Below are 16367 nucleotides of genomic sequence, written 5' to 3'. Positions count from 1 at the left end.
TTGACCAGGTCGAATAAGACCTGCATCGACTCGTATAAATGGGTGCCTTGTTTGGCGGCATATGACTCCGGCGGGGACAGCACCAGATCACGCAGACGTGACAGTCCGTAGCCCTCATCGTATTCCGGGGCACCGGTGGGAAGAATGTTCAGCTCGGGGCGTGCTTCGGCAAACAGAAGAAACAGAATCCGGTAGAGATACCGCAGAGCCTGCTTCGCCAACTCGTTGCCGTCAAGTGCTTCGAGCTGGTCGTGTTTATTCTGCTGCCGGTAGCGGGTCAGCACATCATTGCCGATGATCTCGATGGATTGTTTGACCGCGCCACGCAGTTCCTCGGATACCTTTACTGCATGTTCACGGGACTCGTTGATCGTGCCATCCCACCAGGTGGTGCCGTCAGCCGCACGGGAAGTATTCTCCCGGGCAAGGGCAGTGACAATTCTTTGCAGTTCACCGGCGGATTGCTGGTCGTTGCGGTCAACAGCCAGACGGATATCAATCGCGAGATAGCGCCCCAGCGGCCAGGATTCCCGTTCGGCCAAAAGAATCCAGGAACCGGCGAACACGACGATGTATGCCGACGGGTTATCGGCCAGGAATAGCTCGCCGACCAGTTTTCCGGTCGTCCATTCGGTGCTTTTCGCTGAATCCTGTTTACCGGCCGTCCAAGTTTTAAGCCCCTGTCGGGGCGTGGTTTTAACCAAGTCTTCCATGTCATCGACCGGAAGGGCATCAATGGTGACCAGCCCACTGTTCGGGGTGGATGATCCGGTGAAACCCATTGTGGTCGACCCGTGTGCCTGGGACACTTCTGTAGCCGGTGCATAGCCCAGTGCCTCACGGATTATCGTGTGACACGCATCCACCAGCTGGAGAACCTGCGGACTCGACTCATCTGTGCGGTTAATCTCAATCGATAACTCAGCCAGAAGCCTCTGAATCGCACCCCGGTGGGCTTTGAACCGCTCCCACGGATCACCGCCAGCAAACTCACCAGAGCCGGTTTTCCAGTCTTTGACACACGCTTTAACCCGTTTGGTGAACGACGCCCCTTTGTCATCGGTGGTCAAATAGTGGTCGCTGATCCACTCATCAACATTGACAATCGAATCAAACGCAGCCATTACAGGGCACCTTCCTCGGACGAATCAACGTGCGCCGGGAGAACAAGAAGCATCGGTCGGATAAGAATATTGTCGGTCGGCCGCAGAGCCTCAGCCAATTGGCGCTCACCCGCCAGCAGCTCATCACTGCGGAACAAAGTCCGCGTGCCACGGCTTTCCTTTCGCTGTGATTCCCAGGCATCGGCACGTTTTGACCATGTGTTGATCTGTTCCTGGGCATTTTGTTTGGCCGCCACCATCACCGTGCTCAGTTCCTCCTGGGCTGTGACAACCGCCTCCCGGATAAAGTCCTGGGCGTTGTCAGGAAGCTCAAGATTGTTCGGGTTGATGGCGTCATCACCCAGACCGTGGTTGTCCAGCCAATCGAAAATATTGGGCTGTACCTCGGTATCGAGCAGATCCAGCAAGTTCGTCGAGACTGTCAATGTCGACAGTCCCACCACCTGACCGCGCTTGTTCATCAGGGTCGCCAGCACAACCGCCGTGGGTGATTCCACGGTTCCCGACACCACGGGGATTTCCCTTTTACCCATGGAGGCAAGAGCTCTGTCGGCCGCCCAATCAAGCACCGGGTGCAGTGGGCCCAAATAATGGGCTGCGGGCCAGGTGGTGTGGGACATTCCCTCCCGGGCTTCGTTGAGAGACTCATTGCCGCGGTAAGGATCAGTTGCCAGAATCAGCTCTTCATCGACTTTGCGGTCCTTGACGTAGTCCTGCGGCAGGAACTTCAGCTTCCGCTGCAGATCAGGCGGTGGAATAAGACCTGCCGTGCTGTTGCTGTTGACGGTAAAGCCCACGCCACCGGCTTTCGGGGGATTTTTCGGCACATTGCCGAAAGCCTCGTAGAGCGCATCATTCAAGTAGTCGAGTTCGTGGTTGTAGAGCGACGAGGTGAATTGTTTGGCTGATCCGGTGCCGTCCACGTCGTCTTCGTCGTCATCGGTGAAACCAAACGACTGAGGATCGACAAAACTGTCGTCATCGGAATCGAAGCTGGCCAGCAAGGCAGCGAACTCATCGGAAAAACCGGAGTCCCCACCGGCAAAGAAACCGGCACCTGCATCTTTGACTTCCTGGGGATCGGCGACCACTTCGTCGAAGTCTTTGGAACCGGCCAGTACTTTTCTGATCTGGTCTTCTTCCTTGGCTTCCGAGTACTGGCCCATCAGCCCTGCAGCATCGCCGAGCATGTCATGGGCTTCACGCTCACGCTGCACCAGGCGTTCCAGAACATGCAATTCGCCGGGGGAGGCGTCATCCTGTGGATCAAGCAGCAGGGTGGCAATGACCGGTGGCTCGGATTGCCCGTAGCGGTCGATTCGGCCGTTGCGCTGTTGGATACGGATCAGTGACCACGGAATGTCGTAGTGAACCATGTCATGGCACTGTGCATGAAGGTTCACACCTTCACTGGCCACATCACCGGTGATGAAGACCCGGATATTCGAATCAGAGCGTTTGAATTCGTCGATCAGCTTCAGCTGTTCCTGGTCGGTCAACCCACCATGCATGACCGTGACAGCGTCTTTTTTCAGCTTCAGGTCCTTTTTCAGGTTTTCCTTCAACCAGTTCAAGGTGGCGACGCGCTCGGAGAACACCACCACGCGCTTCTTTGAACGCTGACCAATTCCGATGTCTTTGAGATAGTCCACCAGACGGTTGTATTTGGCGGAGCGTTTCGTGGTGACTTTCTCCGACAACGCCCGAAGATGCCGCAGATACTCAAGTTCACGTTCCTGGTCTGGCTTGTCCGACTTGACCAGCCGGTTATTCCGGTTGTCCAGTGATTCGTTGAGTGCAGCCGGCGAGGACAGATACGCCTTGACCAGTGTCCACGGAAAAAGTCTGTCCGCACATGGTGCACTTCCGTTCGCGGGGTGAATCCAGGTGTCACGGATTTCTCTGGCGACAGCATTTTCCTCCGGTGATGCTGCCACCAGAATATTGACCGGCTCAGCGCGTTCCGCCCACTTGTCGCCCACCACAGAAGAAACCTCAGGGGAGTGGCGGTGCCGTCTGATGATCAACCGCTTCACAGCCTCCCTGTCGACGGTCTTGTCGGGAAGAACCGAAGTGGGATCCAAAAGCCTGAGAATCTCTTTGAACGACTCCGGATCACCGTTGTGCGGTGTGGCCGAGGCCAGAATCAGTGCCTCTGTTTTCGGCGCCAGGGTGCGGGCCAGATCATTGTTCTGTGTGCCGGGGTTGGTGGCGTTGTGGATTTCATCGATGACCACAATGTCCCACCGCACTTTTTCCAGCTGTGCCCGGAACTTGGCGGACTTGAGGGTGTCGATTGACACGATCACCCGCGGGAAATAGGTGAAGGGGTTGCGCGATGCGGGAAGCAGCTGCCTGATGCGCGCCACACCGGTGCTGTCCAAACGCACCAGAGGAAGCGCGAAACGGGACCACAGCTCGTTCTGGAACTGGTCCATCACATGCTTCGGGGTGACCACAAGTATGCGGTTTCCCCGGCCGCGGCGAACAAGTTCGGCGATAATCATGCCGATCTCCAGGGTTTTACCCAGTCCCACAGCATCCGCCAGCAAAATTCGGGGGCGGATATTTTCCGGATCAAGCGCTTTGCGTACCGCCGCCAGCTGATAATCCAGCGGATCGGCCAACATGCGGTCGGCAACTGTCAGCTCAGGTTGGTACAGCGGCACCGGGGTTTGCCGCATCATCGTTTCCACCCACAGCCGGGCATGCCGGAACTTCGGCGACGTATCGATTCGGGGAGTCACCAGTTTCGGATCGAAGACCGTCACCTTGTCGATGGCCGTGTAGAACACCGCCTGCTGGTCGCGGACGTATTCGGTTAATCCCCGAACCCTAAGCTTCCATCCGTTGGTGGTGCGCGTTACCGATGTGATGGCCCATTCTTCGTCACGGCATGACACGGTCATACCGATAACGAACTCGCCGTCACTGTCGGAAACAGTGGCGGTTGAAGACCTTTCCGGAAGCTGAGACATATTCCGAGATTATCAACAGCGCCGGGGCCAAGTAGATCGATGTTCAAAATCGCCGCATATGCAGATGCTGGAGATTATTAACGTGGCACAGTGGGCGGCTTTTTCGGATCGGCACTTTTTTCAAACGAGGAATGTTTGAAATGGAAGAACTATCGGCGTTGTACTGTTCGTCGGCTTTCGATTGCGGGCGAGACTCACCCCGGTTGCGTGAGCGGGTCCGCAGAGCCTGGAAGGTGGTGGTGAAAATCAGCTTGGGGCGTGGGCGACCGGGCAGAACTGTCGACAGACAGGGCCGGTGGGCTTGATGAAGGGCGGGTTTTACACCCGGAAACGGCGCGGGTCGGTTGCTCTAGGTGCGCTGTGGGCCTTCGGCCACAGTCCAGGAGCCGGTATCCAAATCGTCAAGGGCATCGGCGTTGCCCATGGAGTCTTTGGCGATCGTGGACATGGTGCCGTCGGTTTCCAGGATCATCGCCCCGATCGATTCGAAAGAGCCGTGGCCTGCCTGGCGGGCGGCCTGGTTGACGTCGGCTTTGCCGAGGCGGGAGCGTTTCAGGCCTTCCTCAATCAGGCGGCCGTCTTTGACCAGCACGATCGGTGTGGCGGTCACCAGGTTACGGGCGGTGTGGTTGGTGCGGATGACCTTGGCCACCACATACTGCAGCACCAGCATCATGGCGATGGCCACCACCCCGGAGACATATGCCAGATCGGTGGAGGTCACGGCACTGGCCAGCATGGAGCCGACGGCAACAGTCACCGCGAAATCGAAGGCATTGAATTTCGCCAGTGAGCGGGCGCCGGAAATCCGCAGCATAATCAGCAGGGTGACATAGCTGGCGGATCCGACGAGAACGATTCGGATAAGAGGATCGAGACCGGAATACCACATGCCGTGCAGTATGGCTGACAGTGTGCGTCACGCCGGTATCCGGGGTCGTCCAACAAAGTTCGGTGGGCCGATCAGGGCAGGGGATTTTGCTGGTGGCAGGGTGGTTCAGGGCTGCAACAACACCGGGACAAAAGTGTTTTCCACAGGTTGTGAAGCTTGTGTCCGAACAGTATGTCGCGGCTGAAAAGGCACAAACCTTCAGCGGCTACCGGTTGAGCGCATCGGTGAGCCTGTTGGCGGCGGCGGTCAGCTCCGCGCCCCAGCGGGCGCCGGGGGAGGGGGCCAGTCTTTCCGCCGGGCCACTGATCGACAGGGCCGCGACCATGGACTGCTGTTCGAATACCGGGGCCGACAGACTGGCCAGGCCCCGTTCGCGTTCAGCCACCGAATCAGCCCACCCGCAGGCACGGACCTCGCCCAAATCCCGCTCGGTAAATGACGCCTGCGGCATAATCACCGCTTTGAGCTGCTCGGGTGCCCAGGCCAGAAATACCTTGGCCGCGGAACCGGCGGTCAGTTCCATGCGGGCACCGATGGGGACAGTGTTCTGCAGGCCGCTGGGCGGCTCCAGGGAGGCGATGCAGGTTCTGCTGGTGCCGGTCAACCGGTACAGCTGGACTGATTCACCGGTTGATTCCATCAAAGCGGTCATAATGGGACTGGCGGCGTCAACGAGTTTGTCGCCGGCGCGCGACCCCAGGGCGGTCAACGCATCCCCGACACACCATTTTCCCTCAGAAGTCCGGGCCAAAAACCGGTGCACCTCCAGGGCGGTGGCCAACCGGTGGGCGGTGGCGCGGGGAAGGCCGGTGTGCTGGCAAAGCTCCGCCAACGAATGCGGCCGTTCCGCCACGGTGGTGAGAATGACCACAGCCCGGTCCAAAACCTTGATGCCGCTCGTCGGTGTGGATGACGGTGCGCTATACTGTCCCATACTGCGATACTAGCATTCCAAATAGTGAGATTGCCAATTCTTGGTGTCCCGTCCCGGCCCGGGTCTTTTTCAACCCGGCGGAGTCCGTGTCACCGGGTGTCGCCCGCGCCAACGGTGTTGTGTTTTTTAAAATTACCCGGCTGTCCCCACCAGCCCCCGCAGGTTGTTGTACCCGGCAACCAGCTTTTAAAAAAACAAGGGGACTGTGTCCGGGTGTGCCCCCGGCGCGGACGACACCGCCATCGTGCCGGTGCCCCGGTGGGGCAGGTGCAGCTCACCGCCGCCGGCTGTGTGCCGGATTGTGACGGGTGGCAGGTGGTCTTGTTGCCCGGGTGCCGGGTATCGGCGGGAGATGACTCTGACTGCTTTGTATTTTGAAAAATATTCACCCATTGACGAAAAAACCCTGCAAAGGCGGCGCCCCCTATGGAGGAACACACCCAGTCCACGCCCCCACGACCGTTGACCCTGGCGGAAAAAGTGTGGAACGCCCATCTGGTCACCCACGGCGACAACGGTGGGCCGGATCTGGTCTACATTGATCTGCATCTTCTCCACGAGGTCACCAGCCCGCAGGCGTTCGAGGGCCTGCGGCTTGCCGGGCGGACCATCCGCCGCCCGGAGCTGACCGTGGCCACCGAAGACCACAATGTGCCCACCGAGGGCATCGTCAGCGGCGGGGTGGAGGAGATCGTCGATCTGGTCAGCCGGACACAGGTGGACACGCTGCGCAGAAACTGCGCCGAATTCGGGGTGCGTATTTTCCCCATGGGTGACATCGACCAGGGCATTGTCCATGTGGTCGGCCCGCAGCTGGGTTTGACCCAACCGGGGATGACGGTGGTGTGCGGGGACTCCCACACCTCCACCCACGGGGCTTTCGGGGCGATTGCCTTCGGTATCGGTACCTCGGAGGTCGAGCATGTGCTGGCCACCCAAACCCTTGCCCTGCAGCCGTTTAAAACCATGTCGGTCACCGTGACCGGCCGGCTGGCCGAAGGGGTCAGCGCCAAAGACCTGATTTTGGCTGTCATCGCCGAGATCGGTACCGGCGGCGGGCAGGGCCACATTATCGAATACCGTGGCCAGGCCATTGAAAACCTGTCGATGGAAGCCCGGATGACAGTGTGCAACATGTCGATTGAGGCCGGCGCCCGGGCAGGCATGATCGCCCCCGATGACACCACCTTCACCTATCTGAAAGACCGCCCCCATGCACCGAAAGGAAAGCTGTGGGACAAGGCGGTTGACTACTGGCGTTCGCTTCGCACCGACGACGGGGCAGTCTTCGACCGGGAGGTGGTCATCGACGGCTCAGCCCTGCAGCCCCATGTCACCTGGGGAACCAACCCCGGGCAGGGGCTGCCGATTGATGCCTGTGTGCCGTCACCGGAGAACTTCACCGATCCGGCGGAGCGTGACGCCTGCGCCAAAGCCCTGAAATACATGGATCTCACCCCGGGCACGCCACTGAAATCCATTCCCGTCGACACGGTGTTTCTCGGCTCCTGCACCAACGGCCGGATCGAGGATCTGCGCACCGCGGCGGCAATCATGGAGGGCAAAAAAGTCGCCGAGGGGCTGCGCATGATGGTGGTTCCGGGAAGCGCCCGGGTGGCCGAACAAGCCGAAAAAGAAGGCCTGGACGCCATTTTCACCGCCGCCGGGGCCGAGTGGCGGCTGCCCGGATGCTCGATGTGTCTGGCGATGAACCCGGACAAACTTGTCCCCGGGCAGCGGGCGGCATCAACCTCCAACCGCAACTTCGAGGGCCGGCAGGGCCCCGGCGGGCGCACCCACCTGGTCAGCCCGGCCACTGCCGCCGCCACCGCCGTTGCCGGGCACATCGCCACCCCGGCCGACCTGTAGAACAACCCGACGAAGAAGAAACGATTGTCCATGCAGCCGATCACCACAGTCACCGGCATCGGGGTTCCCCTGCCGTACACCAACATCGACACCGACCAGATACTGCCCGCCGTGTACCTGAAAAGGGTCACCCGCACCGGATTTGAAGACGCCCTGTTTGAAACCTGGCGCAAAGATCCGGACTTCATTTTGAACACACAGCCCTACTGCCGAGGCACCATCCTGGTGGCGGGGGAGGATTTCGGAACCGGATCCTCACGCGAACACGCCGTCTGGGCGTTGACCGACTACGGCTTCAAAGTCGTGCTGTCGCCCAGGTTCGGCGATATTTTCCGCGGTAACGCCGGGAAAAACGGTCTGCTGGCCGGGGTGATCAGTGAACACACAGCCGACAGGCTTTTTTCCCTGCTGCAGCGCACCCCGGGGCTGGAGCTGACCGTGGATCTTGACACCCGGACCGTCACCGCCGGCGGGGAACGTTTCGATTTCGATGTCGACGACTACACCCGGTGGCGGCTGATGGAAGGTTTGGACGATATCGGGCTGACGCTGCGCGACGAAGAGGCGATCAGCGCCTACGAGAACAAAAGACAACCGTTTTATCCGGTCACCACACCGGCCGGGCAACACCACAGCTGACAGCCGGTGGTAGCGTGCCATGGGAACCCAACCCCTGCCCGTGGCGGGCCGGCGCGGCAGTTTTTTTCAACAACACCCAGCCACGGCCCTCCCGTCACCGCCCGGGGGTGTAGGGTGGCCGCCCGGCCACCGAAGAACCGGAAAGATCGTTGAGTCAACCATGTTTGCTTCAGCCGTGATGTTTTGTGCCGTGTTTGTGGCACTGGCCATCTTCTACGCCCGAATTTTCCGGCTGTCGAAAAAAGGCGCCCTGCCTGTCAGGGCGACCGGCGGCCCGGTCAACCCGGATACCACCGCCAGCCCGGAGGCCTGGGTGGAGGCGACCACCGCCACGGCCCGGTACCCGGCTGTGTCAGCGGCGATTGCTCTAGCGGCCGCTGTCGGCGAGATAGCCCTGTCGTTTGTCTCCGTGGTCTACCCGCTGTTCCTGGTGCCCGCACTGGCGGCCTTCGCCATGCTGTTTGTGGCGGTCAAACACAATCTTGCAGCCTCTGCCGTCGCCCGCGGCGTACTGGGGCTTCCGGCCCGCCACAACCGCATGTGGGTCGACGACAATTCCCACCACCATCCGGCCACCTACAGCGCGGACGACGACGAGACACAGCACTGACATGTAAAACAGGCAGCCGGAAAGACCCTGACCGGGCGCTATCCCGTGCCCTGACGGCCGGTTCACTGCCCACGTGGCTGACCGGGCCACGCCCCTGGGAGGGCTGGTGTTCGGCAACAGCGTCGGTTTGCCACGGTGTCCTGGCTGCTGGTGCCGGTGCCGTCCCGGCCCGGGCACGCCGGCGTCCGGGGCGTGTTCCGCGGGTGTTGCGCGGGCGGGTGTGTCCTGTTATTTCACCGGCAGCGGGGAAGCCAGGTAGTCCGCCCCGGCCAGCTGGCCCCGGGAGAAGGTGAGAATCCAGGCACCGGCTTTTTTGCAGCGTATCTCCTCCAGCGGCAGGGTGCCGGTGGCCGACAGCCAGGCGATGTATTCGGGCATCAGCAGCCCCTGGGAGACCACCACCGGTGTGTCCTCGGTGGCAAGAATCTCCCGGAAGCGGGCTTTGACCTTCGTCATGGATTCCAGCCAGCCGGCATCGCCGAGCATCCGGTCGACGGTGACATCCACCCCCAGGCGTTCGGCGATCGGGCCGGCGGTGTGCACACACCGGTCCGGTTCGGCCGAATAGACCGCCGTCGGTCCGAAAAGCTCCAGCATGTCGGGCAGCAGGCTGGCCTGGCGGATGCCTTTTTTATCCAGCGGGCGTTTATTGTCGTTGCCCGACCAGGTGCGGCGGGCAAAGGCGTGGGCATGGCGGACAAGAATCAGCCGCTTCTGGTCGTCCAGGTTGAGGCGTTTGTCGGCTTTTTGAAGCACCTGCCGGTCAACATCGTAGGACAGCCGCTCCAGGGCCTGCTGTTTGTCCAGCCACACCAGCTCGTCGACTTCCTTGTTCGCGGCAAACCCACCACCGGTGGGGGTGGCGGTGAAGTAGTAGACGATTTTGGTGCGTCCGGCCACCGGGTAGGAGACCTGCCCGACCAGTTTGCCCAGGCGCACCGCAAGTCCGGTTTCCTCCCGGATTTCCCGCGCCGCGGTCACCGGTATCGATTCCCCCGGATCAACTTTGCCTTTGGCCAGCGACCAATCGTCGTAGTGGGGGCGGTGGATAATGGCGAACTGCCGCGCGCCATGCGGGTCGTCGCGGACAATCACCGCGCCGGCCGCCAGGGTGGAACGCTTGACCTGCTGTGCGGGATTCGGCGGAATCTGCTGGTAGCGTCCGGTCAACGCGAAAGCGGAGGTGGCGTCTTTGGTTTGTTCTGTCGCTTTTTTCGCCATGGTTTTGTTCTCTTCCCGCCTAACGTCGGATAAACGTGGGGATCGTCGGTGGTCTCACATCCCGGGCCGCCGGCACAACGCTGCCGGGGCGCGGGAAGGAAAAACCCGCGACGCCGGGCGGCCCGGTCGGTTGGCTGTGCTGTGTCCGGTCACTGGTGACCACCATACCGGCCGCGGTCCCATCCCCGGGGAGCCAGACCACCAACCCGGTTTCGGAGCGCAAGCTTCCCCCGCGGCGAGCTGCCGGGGGAGAGCCCTGGTGCGGCAACCGGATGCGCGCACCCCCGGTTGGTGCGTAGCGTTGAAGACAACTGGTGGCACCACCCGCCGGCCGCGCGGCGGCGGGACGGGATGATACGCCCGGCACTGCTTGCCCCAGGCCCGGCGGCGGGCAGGTGCCGAAAAGGTCTATATCGGTGAACAGCCGAAAAGTGAAGGAAAGGACAAGTGGTGCGCGATGTCGACGACACTGACGCAGGTCGCGGTGATGGGGGCCGGGTCCTGGGGAACCACCCTGGCGAAAGTGTTCGCCGACGCGGGAAATCCCGTCACCTTGTGGGCCCGGCGCCAGGAGGTGGCCACCCACATCCAGATCACCCGGGAAAACCCGGACTATCTTCCCGGCATGATTGTCCCCCGGCTGGTCAACGCCACAGCCGATCACCGCAGGGCATTGGACGGGGCCGACATTGTGGTGCTGGCAGTTCCCAGCCAGACGCTGCGGACAAATCTGGAGAACTGGAAAAAGTTCATTCCCGCTGACGCCACACTGCTCAGCCTGGCCAAGGGCATCGAGAAAAACACCGGGCTGCGGATGAGTCAGCTGATCGCGGAGGTCACCGGGGTCACCGGTGACCGGATCGCGGTGCTGTCGGGCCCGAACCTGGCCAAGGAAATAGCGCTCGGCCAGCCGGCGGCCACCGTGATTGCCTGCGAGGACGAGGACCGGGCCGTCACCGTGCAACAGGCCGTCGGCGCCCCCTACTTCCGCCCCTACACCAACACCGATGTCATCGGCTGTGAGATCGGCGGGGCCTGCAAAAACGTGGTGGCCCTGGCCTGCGGTATGGCCTCCGGCAGAGGGCTGGGGGAAAATTCGGCGGCGTCCCTGATCACCCGGGGGCTGGCCGAAATATCGCGCCTGGGGGTGGAATTGGGGGCTGATGTGCATACGTTTTCCGGCCTGGCGGGCCTGGGTGATCTGGTGGCCACCTGTTCGTCACCACTGTCGCGCAACCGCACCTTCGGATTCCATCTCGGCAAGGGCGACACCGTCGAGCAGGCCGCCAACGCCACCCACGGGCAGGTGGCCGAGGGGGTGGAAAGCTCCCGGTCGATTCATGCGCTTGCCACCGCCCACGGGGTGGACATGCCGATCACCCAGGCGGTGTTTTCCGTCTGCCACGAACACATGGGTGTCGACGAGATGATCCTGGCGCTGATGGGCCGGGCGCGGAAAGCGGAATAGAACAACCATCAGCCGCCCTCGGCTCGAGTCCTCGGTGTGTCGGCGCGGGGTTTGGTGCACCGCTCAGGTCCCAGCCGGTGTGCCGGGGGCGGGCCGGTGGTGTGTGCCGCGGACACCACCGGGGCTGTGACGGCACCAGGCGACGGCGGGTCGTGGCGGCGGGGCGGGTGTGCGGCTGGTCTAGAATGGTGCCTTATGACCGAATCGGCTAAACGCGCAAGAATCGCTGTCGTCTACGGGGGAATGAGTTCCGAGCATTCGGTGGCCTGTGTCACCGGCCGGGCCATTATGGACAATCTGGACCCCGCACGCTACGAAGTCATCCCGGTGGCCATTACCGCCGACGGTGTCTGGACCACCGGCACCAGAGACGCCGCCGAGCTGACCATGACAGCCGACTATCTGCCGCAGGTGAAACTCCGCGAGGAAATCAGGCTGTCGACAACCCCGCAGCGGAAAGGACAGTTCCACTTTGTCGGCGGGGACAACGCCGGGCAGCTGTACGCGGAAGTCGACTGCATTTTCCCGGCCCTGCACGGCCGCCACGGTGAAGACGGCACCATCCAGGGCCTGTTTGAACTCTCCGGTGTGCCCTACGTCGGCTGCGGGGTGCTGGCGTCGGCTGTGGCAATGGACAAGGAATACACCAAAAAGATTCTCTCGGCCAGCGGTTTGGCGGTCGCCCCGCAGGTGGTGGTGCATCCCGGTGACAGCCTGGACGAAAAGGACAAACAGCGTCTCGGGCTGCCGGTGTACGTCAAACCCGCCAACGGCGGATCATCCATCGGGGTGTCCAAAGTCGACAGCTGGGAAGACCTGGATGCGGCGCTGGCCACCGCCTTCGCCGAAGACAGCAAAGTCCTGGTCGAATCACAGATCACGGGACCGGAAGTGGAACTGGGGGTGCTGCAGTACCCGGACGGCACCCTGCTCGCCTCCCCGCCGGCCCAGCTGGGCGGAACCACCGACTCCCCGGAAGGTTTCTACGGTTTCGAGACCAAATACCTGGCCGGCAGTGTCACCCCGACCATTCCCGCCCCCTGCGGTGAGGACAACACCCGGCTGCTGAAACAGATGGCGCTGGCGGCTTTCCGGGCGCTGGGCTGCGAAGGCCTGGCCCGGGTCGATTTCTTCCTCACCGGCAACGGGCCGGTGGTCAACGAAGTCAACACCATGCCCGGTTTCACCCCGATCTCGATGTACCCGCAGGTGCTGGCCGCCGCCGGAATCGACTACCAACGGCTGTTGGACATCCTCATCCAGCGGGCCATGGGCGGTGGCGGGCAGTAGCACAACCCCCTGTGCGTTGCCCTGTGTCCCCGTCACCGCCGGGGACACAGGGCAACGCCGTTATACGCCGGGTTTCCTGTGCCCGACAGTCGGGCGGGGGCGGTCAGCGTGTCCCGGTAGTGGCGGCAACTGCCTGGGAGATTTCCAGCATGACGGTGGCTGCCACCGGTTGCGGCACACTGGCGGCCACCGTGGTGTCGCGGCCCTGGGAATACCAGGTGCCGGAAGTGGTGCCGTTGTTGAGCACCGTGTCCTGGAACCAGGCGATGTCATCGACCTGCTGCAGGGTGGCGCCGGGGACAACAGCGGGGGAGTTGGCCACCCCGCAGCGCACCACCACCGGTTCCAGTCCGCGGGAGACCCAGGCTGCCGCCGGTTGGGGCACCCCCGCCCGGGAGAGCGTGGCCTCATCGACCCGCCGGTAGTTGGCCGACCCGCCGAGCGTGTCCGGCAGAGCATCAATGACTGCGTCGCACACCGGCATCGGCTGGGTGTCATCGGCCGGCAGATCCGACAGCGGCACCGGGTGGGTGTCCTGCTCGGTGGGGGACAACGCATCAGCTGCCCCGGCCACCGCCGTCAGCGGGCCGGTGGACTGCTGCTGCCGGGCGCCGGTGGTGGTGACAACCACCACCGGGAAGCGGTTGGTGGTGTAGTAACTGGCCAGGTCACTGCCCGGGGTGGGATCGGTGACCTCCAGCCAGGTGATCGCCCCGGTATCGACCGTGTCGGACAATTCCGTGTACTGCAGCGGCATATCCACCCCGCAGCGCACCGTGATACGGGTGGTGGAATCCATGGCGAAAGCCGCCACCCCGGCAGGAGCCGGATCGATGATCGGCACCCGGGTGAAATCGCCGATATCCTCCGGCAGCGCGGTGATCAATGAGCTGCACTGGTCATCGTCTGCATGGGGGGCCGGATAGTAGGCGACACCGACCGGCGCCAGGCGCTCGTTGTCGTAGACCAGTTTCGCCCCCACCAGGCAGGCGAGAACAAAAATAATGCTGATCACCAGGGCAATGACAGCCCACCGCCGGTTGGCCGGCGGGGCGGTGGTCGGCTGGGGGGAAGCAGTGGCGTGATCGGCGGGGTTGCTCATGGGCATCAAGTCTAACCACCGGCTTTTCACCTCACCCACCCCAGGCGGCGGGCGGCGTGCCGGTGCGCCCACCCCGGCGGGGCAGGAGGGGACAGGCCCGGGGGCGCGGGCCGGGCCGCGGGGCGGCCGGGTGAAAACGTGCCGCCGGGAAAAAACCCACCGTCCAAAAGCACACCGTCCGCGCGGGGCAGTCAACAACCCACCCGCCCGGCCCGCAGCCGGTAGGTTGGTGGGGTAAAGAAAAACAACGGCAACCGGCCGCACGGAACGTCCCGGTGCCCCGGTGACGGTTGTCGGTTGTCCCCGCCACACGGCTGATGGGTGTTTTTTCATAGCCATGACCACCACAGTATTTCCGGACCGCTACCGCGGGATGCCGGTGTCCCAAGCCGGTGAACGCGCCACCATTGAGGCGATCACCAGGGTTGCGCCCTCGGCCATCAACGGCGATGATGCGGCCGTGCTGGACCCGCCGAACCCGAATTCGCTGACGGTGGTGACCACCGACGCCCTGGTGGCTGGCCGGCACTTCCGGCTCGACTGGTCGTCCGCCGAAGACATCGGGGCGAAAGCCGTGGTGCAAAACGCCGCCGATATCGAAGCCATGGGTGCCAGGCCGCATGCCCTGCTGCTGGCTATGACCCTGCCGGGGCACACCCCCCTCGATTTCGTCACCGGTGTGGCCCGGGGGATCCGCAGGCGGCTGGATTTCTACCACATGGAACTGGTCGGCGGGGATGTCACCATGGGCGATACCCTCATGCTCGCCATGACCGCCACCGGCAGGTTGACCGGGCCGCTTCCGGCCACCCGGCTCGATGCCGCCGAAGCCGGGCAACAGATACTGGCCAGCGGGAAACTCGGCTGGTCGGCTGCCGGGATGGCGCTGCTGGAACACTTCGGGCCAGGGGATGTCCCGGAAGAGTTCCTTCCCCTCATCGGCCAGCACCTCAGCCCCGAACCGGCCCCCGGCCGGGGAATGGTCGCCCGGGCCGCCGGGGCGACGGCCATGACCGACAACTCCGACGGCCTGGTCCATGATCTGACCGTGATCGCGCAGCGCAGCCGGGTGCGGCTGGATCTTGACCCGCATGCCATCGCCCCCGATGATCTGCTCCTCCGGGCCGCCCGGCTGCTGGACCGTGATCCGTGGGAGTGGGTGCTCACCGGCGGGGAAGACCACACCCTGCTGGCGTTGTCCGGCAGCGTCCCGGTGACGGGATTTCGGGTGATCGGCACCTGCCGGCGGCAGGGGCGGTATCCGGTCACAGTCGGCGGCCGGGTGCCGCGCCACACCGGCGGCTGGGAATCCTTCGGTGCCGTATGACACCGCCTGTGCCGGCCGTCCGTTTATCCACCACCACCTTTTCCCGTGAGGCACAAACCACCAATGAGCACAACACACACCGCGGATCTTCCCGTCCACGACAGCTGGAAACCGGTGCTGGAACCGGTGGCCGGCACCATTGCCCGCCTGGGGGATTTTCTGCGGGCCGAAAACGCCGCCGGGCGCGGCTATCTGCCGGCCGGAAGCGACGTGCTGAAAGCGTTCACCTATCCCTTCGACGACGTGAGAGTCCTCATTGTCGGCCAGGACCCCTATCCCACCCCGGGCCACGCCATGGGGCTGGCTTTTTCCGTGGCCCCGGATGTCAGGCCGCTGCCGCGCTCCCTGGTCAACATCTACCGGGAATTATCTGATGATCTGGGCATCGGGACCCCCGAGCACGGTGATTTGAGCGGCTGGTGCGACAAAGGGGTGGCGCTTTTCAACCGGGTGCTCTCAGTCAGCCCCGGCAAACCCGCCAGCCACAGCGGGCAGGGCTGGGAAGAGGTCACCGAATGCGCCATCCGGGCGCTGGCCGGGCGCGACAGGCCGCTGGTGGCTGTGCTGTGGGGCAGCAAAGCCCAGGCGACAAGGAAGTTTATGCCCGATATCCCGGCGGTCTGCTCCCCGCACCCGTCGCCGCTGTCGGCCCACCGCGGGTTTTTCGGGTCGAAACCGTTCAGCCGCACCAACCGGCTGCTGGAGCAAATGGGGTCCCGGCCCATCGACTGGCGGCTGTGACTGTCTAGACTTGGGCGACATGAGCTATCCGCAGGCATTGGACGGCGGCGCACTGCTGCGCTGGGCCCGGCGGGCTGCGGACACACTGGCGCTGCGGTCGGAAGAAATCAACGCCCTGAACGTGTTTCCGGTACCTGACGCCGACACCGGGTCGAATATGAGCCACACCATG

The 16367-nt window shown here is 63.1% G+C and carries 12 protein-coding genes and 1 pseudogene; 7 read left to right on the top strand and 6 right to left on the bottom strand.

Translation table 11 applies throughout. From position 1 onward, the window contains the following. From JZY06_RS12325 to JZY06_RS08310, 4 genes and pseudogenes are all read right to left on the bottom strand, one after another. Positions 1-1124: pseudogene (locus tag JZY06_RS12325) on the bottom strand (class I SAM-dependent DNA methyltransferase); the annotation flags it as partial. Beyond that, on the bottom strand, positions 1124-4102 hold the full coding sequence (locus tag JZY06_RS08320; protein ID WP_207279094.1) for a DEAD/DEAH box helicase: 2979 nt from the start codon (positions 4100-4102) through the stop codon (positions 1124-1126). The gene JZY06_RS08320 and the pseudogene JZY06_RS12325, both read right to left, overlap by 1 nt. A gap of 349 nt (positions 4103-4451) precedes the next feature. Further along, positions 4452-4994, bottom strand: a complete 543-nt coding sequence (locus JZY06_RS08315) for a DUF421 domain-containing protein (protein ID WP_207279093.1) — start codon at positions 4992-4994, stop codon at positions 4452-4454. Positions 4995-5199: 205 nt separating this feature from the next. After that, a complete protein-coding gene (locus JZY06_RS08310; protein WP_207279092.1) occupies positions 5200-5928 on the bottom strand; it encodes an IclR family transcriptional regulator in 729 nt (242 codons plus the stop codon). 426 nt (positions 5929-6354) lie between these two features. On the opposite strand from JZY06_RS08310, the gene leuC reads away from it, so the two are divergent. The 3 genes from leuC (at position 6355) to JZY06_RS08295 (ending at position 9046) form a co-directional block, all read left to right on the top strand. After that, positions 6355-7797 carry a 3-isopropylmalate dehydratase large subunit gene (gene leuC, locus JZY06_RS08305; protein WP_207279091.1) on the top strand — a complete coding sequence of 481 codons (1443 nt, stop codon included), beginning with the start codon at positions 6355-6357 and terminating at the stop codon, positions 7795-7797. Between the two features lie 30 nt (positions 7798-7827). Next, positions 7828-8436, top strand: a complete 609-nt coding sequence (gene leuD / locus JZY06_RS08300; protein WP_207279090.1) for a 3-isopropylmalate dehydratase small subunit — start codon at positions 7828-7830, stop codon at positions 8434-8436. A 160-nt stretch (positions 8437-8596) separates the two neighbouring features. Beyond that, positions 8597-9046: a hypothetical protein gene (locus JZY06_RS08295; RefSeq protein WP_207279089.1), complete on the top strand. Its 450-nt coding sequence runs from the start codon at positions 8597-8599 to the stop codon at positions 9044-9046. Between the two features lie 228 nt (positions 9047-9274). Here JZY06_RS08295 and JZY06_RS08290 read toward each other — a convergent pair whose 3' ends face one another. Next, positions 9275-10267 carry an NUDIX hydrolase gene (locus JZY06_RS08290; RefSeq protein ID WP_207279088.1) on the bottom strand — a complete coding sequence of 331 codons (993 nt, stop codon included), beginning with the start codon at positions 10265-10267 and terminating at the stop codon, positions 9275-9277. A gap of 457 nt (positions 10268-10724) precedes the next feature. On the opposite strand from JZY06_RS08290, the gene JZY06_RS08285 reads away from it, so the two are divergent. Next, a complete protein-coding gene (locus JZY06_RS08285; protein ID WP_242516859.1) occupies positions 10725-11735 on the top strand; it encodes an NAD(P)H-dependent glycerol-3-phosphate dehydrogenase in 1011 nt (336 codons plus the stop codon). A 195-nt stretch (positions 11736-11930) separates the two neighbouring features. After that, positions 11931-13025: a D-alanine--D-alanine ligase family protein gene (locus JZY06_RS08280; RefSeq protein WP_207279087.1), complete on the top strand. Its 1095-nt coding sequence runs from the start codon at positions 11931-11933 to the stop codon at positions 13023-13025. Positions 13026-13128: 103 nt separating this feature from the next. On the opposite strand, the gene JZY06_RS08275 is transcribed toward JZY06_RS08280, so the two are convergent. Then, positions 13129-14127: a DUF3515 domain-containing protein gene (locus JZY06_RS08275; RefSeq protein ID WP_207279086.1), complete on the bottom strand. Its 999-nt coding sequence runs from the start codon at positions 14125-14127 to the stop codon at positions 13129-13131. 337 nt (positions 14128-14464) lie between these two features. On the opposite strand from JZY06_RS08275, the gene JZY06_RS08270 reads away from it, so the two are divergent. Both JZY06_RS08270 and JZY06_RS08265 read left to right on the top strand, forming a co-directional pair. Next, positions 14465-15454: a thiamine-phosphate kinase gene (locus JZY06_RS08270; protein WP_207279085.1), complete on the top strand. Its 990-nt coding sequence runs from the start codon at positions 14465-14467 to the stop codon at positions 15452-15454. A gap of 63 nt (positions 15455-15517) precedes the next feature. Then, entirely contained in the window at positions 15518-16195 is a 678-nt protein-coding gene (locus JZY06_RS08265; RefSeq protein ID WP_207279084.1) for a uracil-DNA glycosylase, read from the top strand. Positions 16196-16367: the final 172 nt, after the last annotated feature.

The sequence above is a fragment of the Corynebacterium mendelii genome (assembly GCF_017307055.1).
GTDB lineage: Bacteria > Actinomycetota > Actinomycetes > Mycobacteriales > Mycobacteriaceae > Corynebacterium > Corynebacterium mendelii.
This window is presented reverse-complemented; position numbering and strand designations above follow the sequence as displayed.

Bases quoted from the DNA above. Each gene is read 5' to 3' on its own strand.
- JZY06_RS08320 (WP_207279094.1), bottom strand. From the start codon at position 4,102: ATGTCTCAGCTTCCGGAAAGGTCTTCAACCGCCACTGTTTCCGACAGT.
- JZY06_RS08315 (WP_207279093.1), bottom strand. From the start codon at position 4,994: ATGTGGTATTCCGGTCTCGATCCTCTTATCCGAATCGTTCTCGTCGGA.
- JZY06_RS08310 (WP_207279092.1), bottom strand. From the start codon at position 5,928: ATGGGACAGTATAGCGCACCGTCATCCACACCGACGAGCGGCATCAAG.
- leuC (WP_207279091.1), top strand. From the start codon at position 6,355: ATGGAGGAACACACCCAGTCCACGCCCCCACGACCGTTGACCCTGGCG.
- leuD (WP_207279090.1), top strand. From the start codon at position 7,828: ATGCAGCCGATCACCACAGTCACCGGCATCGGGGTTCCCCTGCCGTAC.
- JZY06_RS08295 (WP_207279089.1), top strand. From the start codon at position 8,597: ATGTTTGCTTCAGCCGTGATGTTTTGTGCCGTGTTTGTGGCACTGGCC.
- JZY06_RS08290 (WP_207279088.1), bottom strand. From the start codon at position 10,267: ATGGCGAAAAAAGCGACAGAACAAACCAAAGACGCCACCTCCGCTTTC.
- JZY06_RS08285 (WP_242516859.1), top strand. From the start codon at position 10,725: ATGTCGACGACACTGACGCAGGTCGCGGTGATGGGGGCCGGGTCCTGG.
- JZY06_RS08280 (WP_207279087.1), top strand. From the start codon at position 11,931: ATGACCGAATCGGCTAAACGCGCAAGAATCGCTGTCGTCTACGGGGGA.
- JZY06_RS08275 (WP_207279086.1), bottom strand. From the start codon at position 14,127: ATGAGCAACCCCGCCGATCACGCCACTGCTTCCCCCCAGCCGACCACC.
- JZY06_RS08270 (WP_207279085.1), top strand. From the start codon at position 14,465: ATGACCACCACAGTATTTCCGGACCGCTACCGCGGGATGCCGGTGTCC.
- JZY06_RS08265 (WP_207279084.1), top strand. From the start codon at position 15,518: ATGAGCACAACACACACCGCGGATCTTCCCGTCCACGACAGCTGGAAA.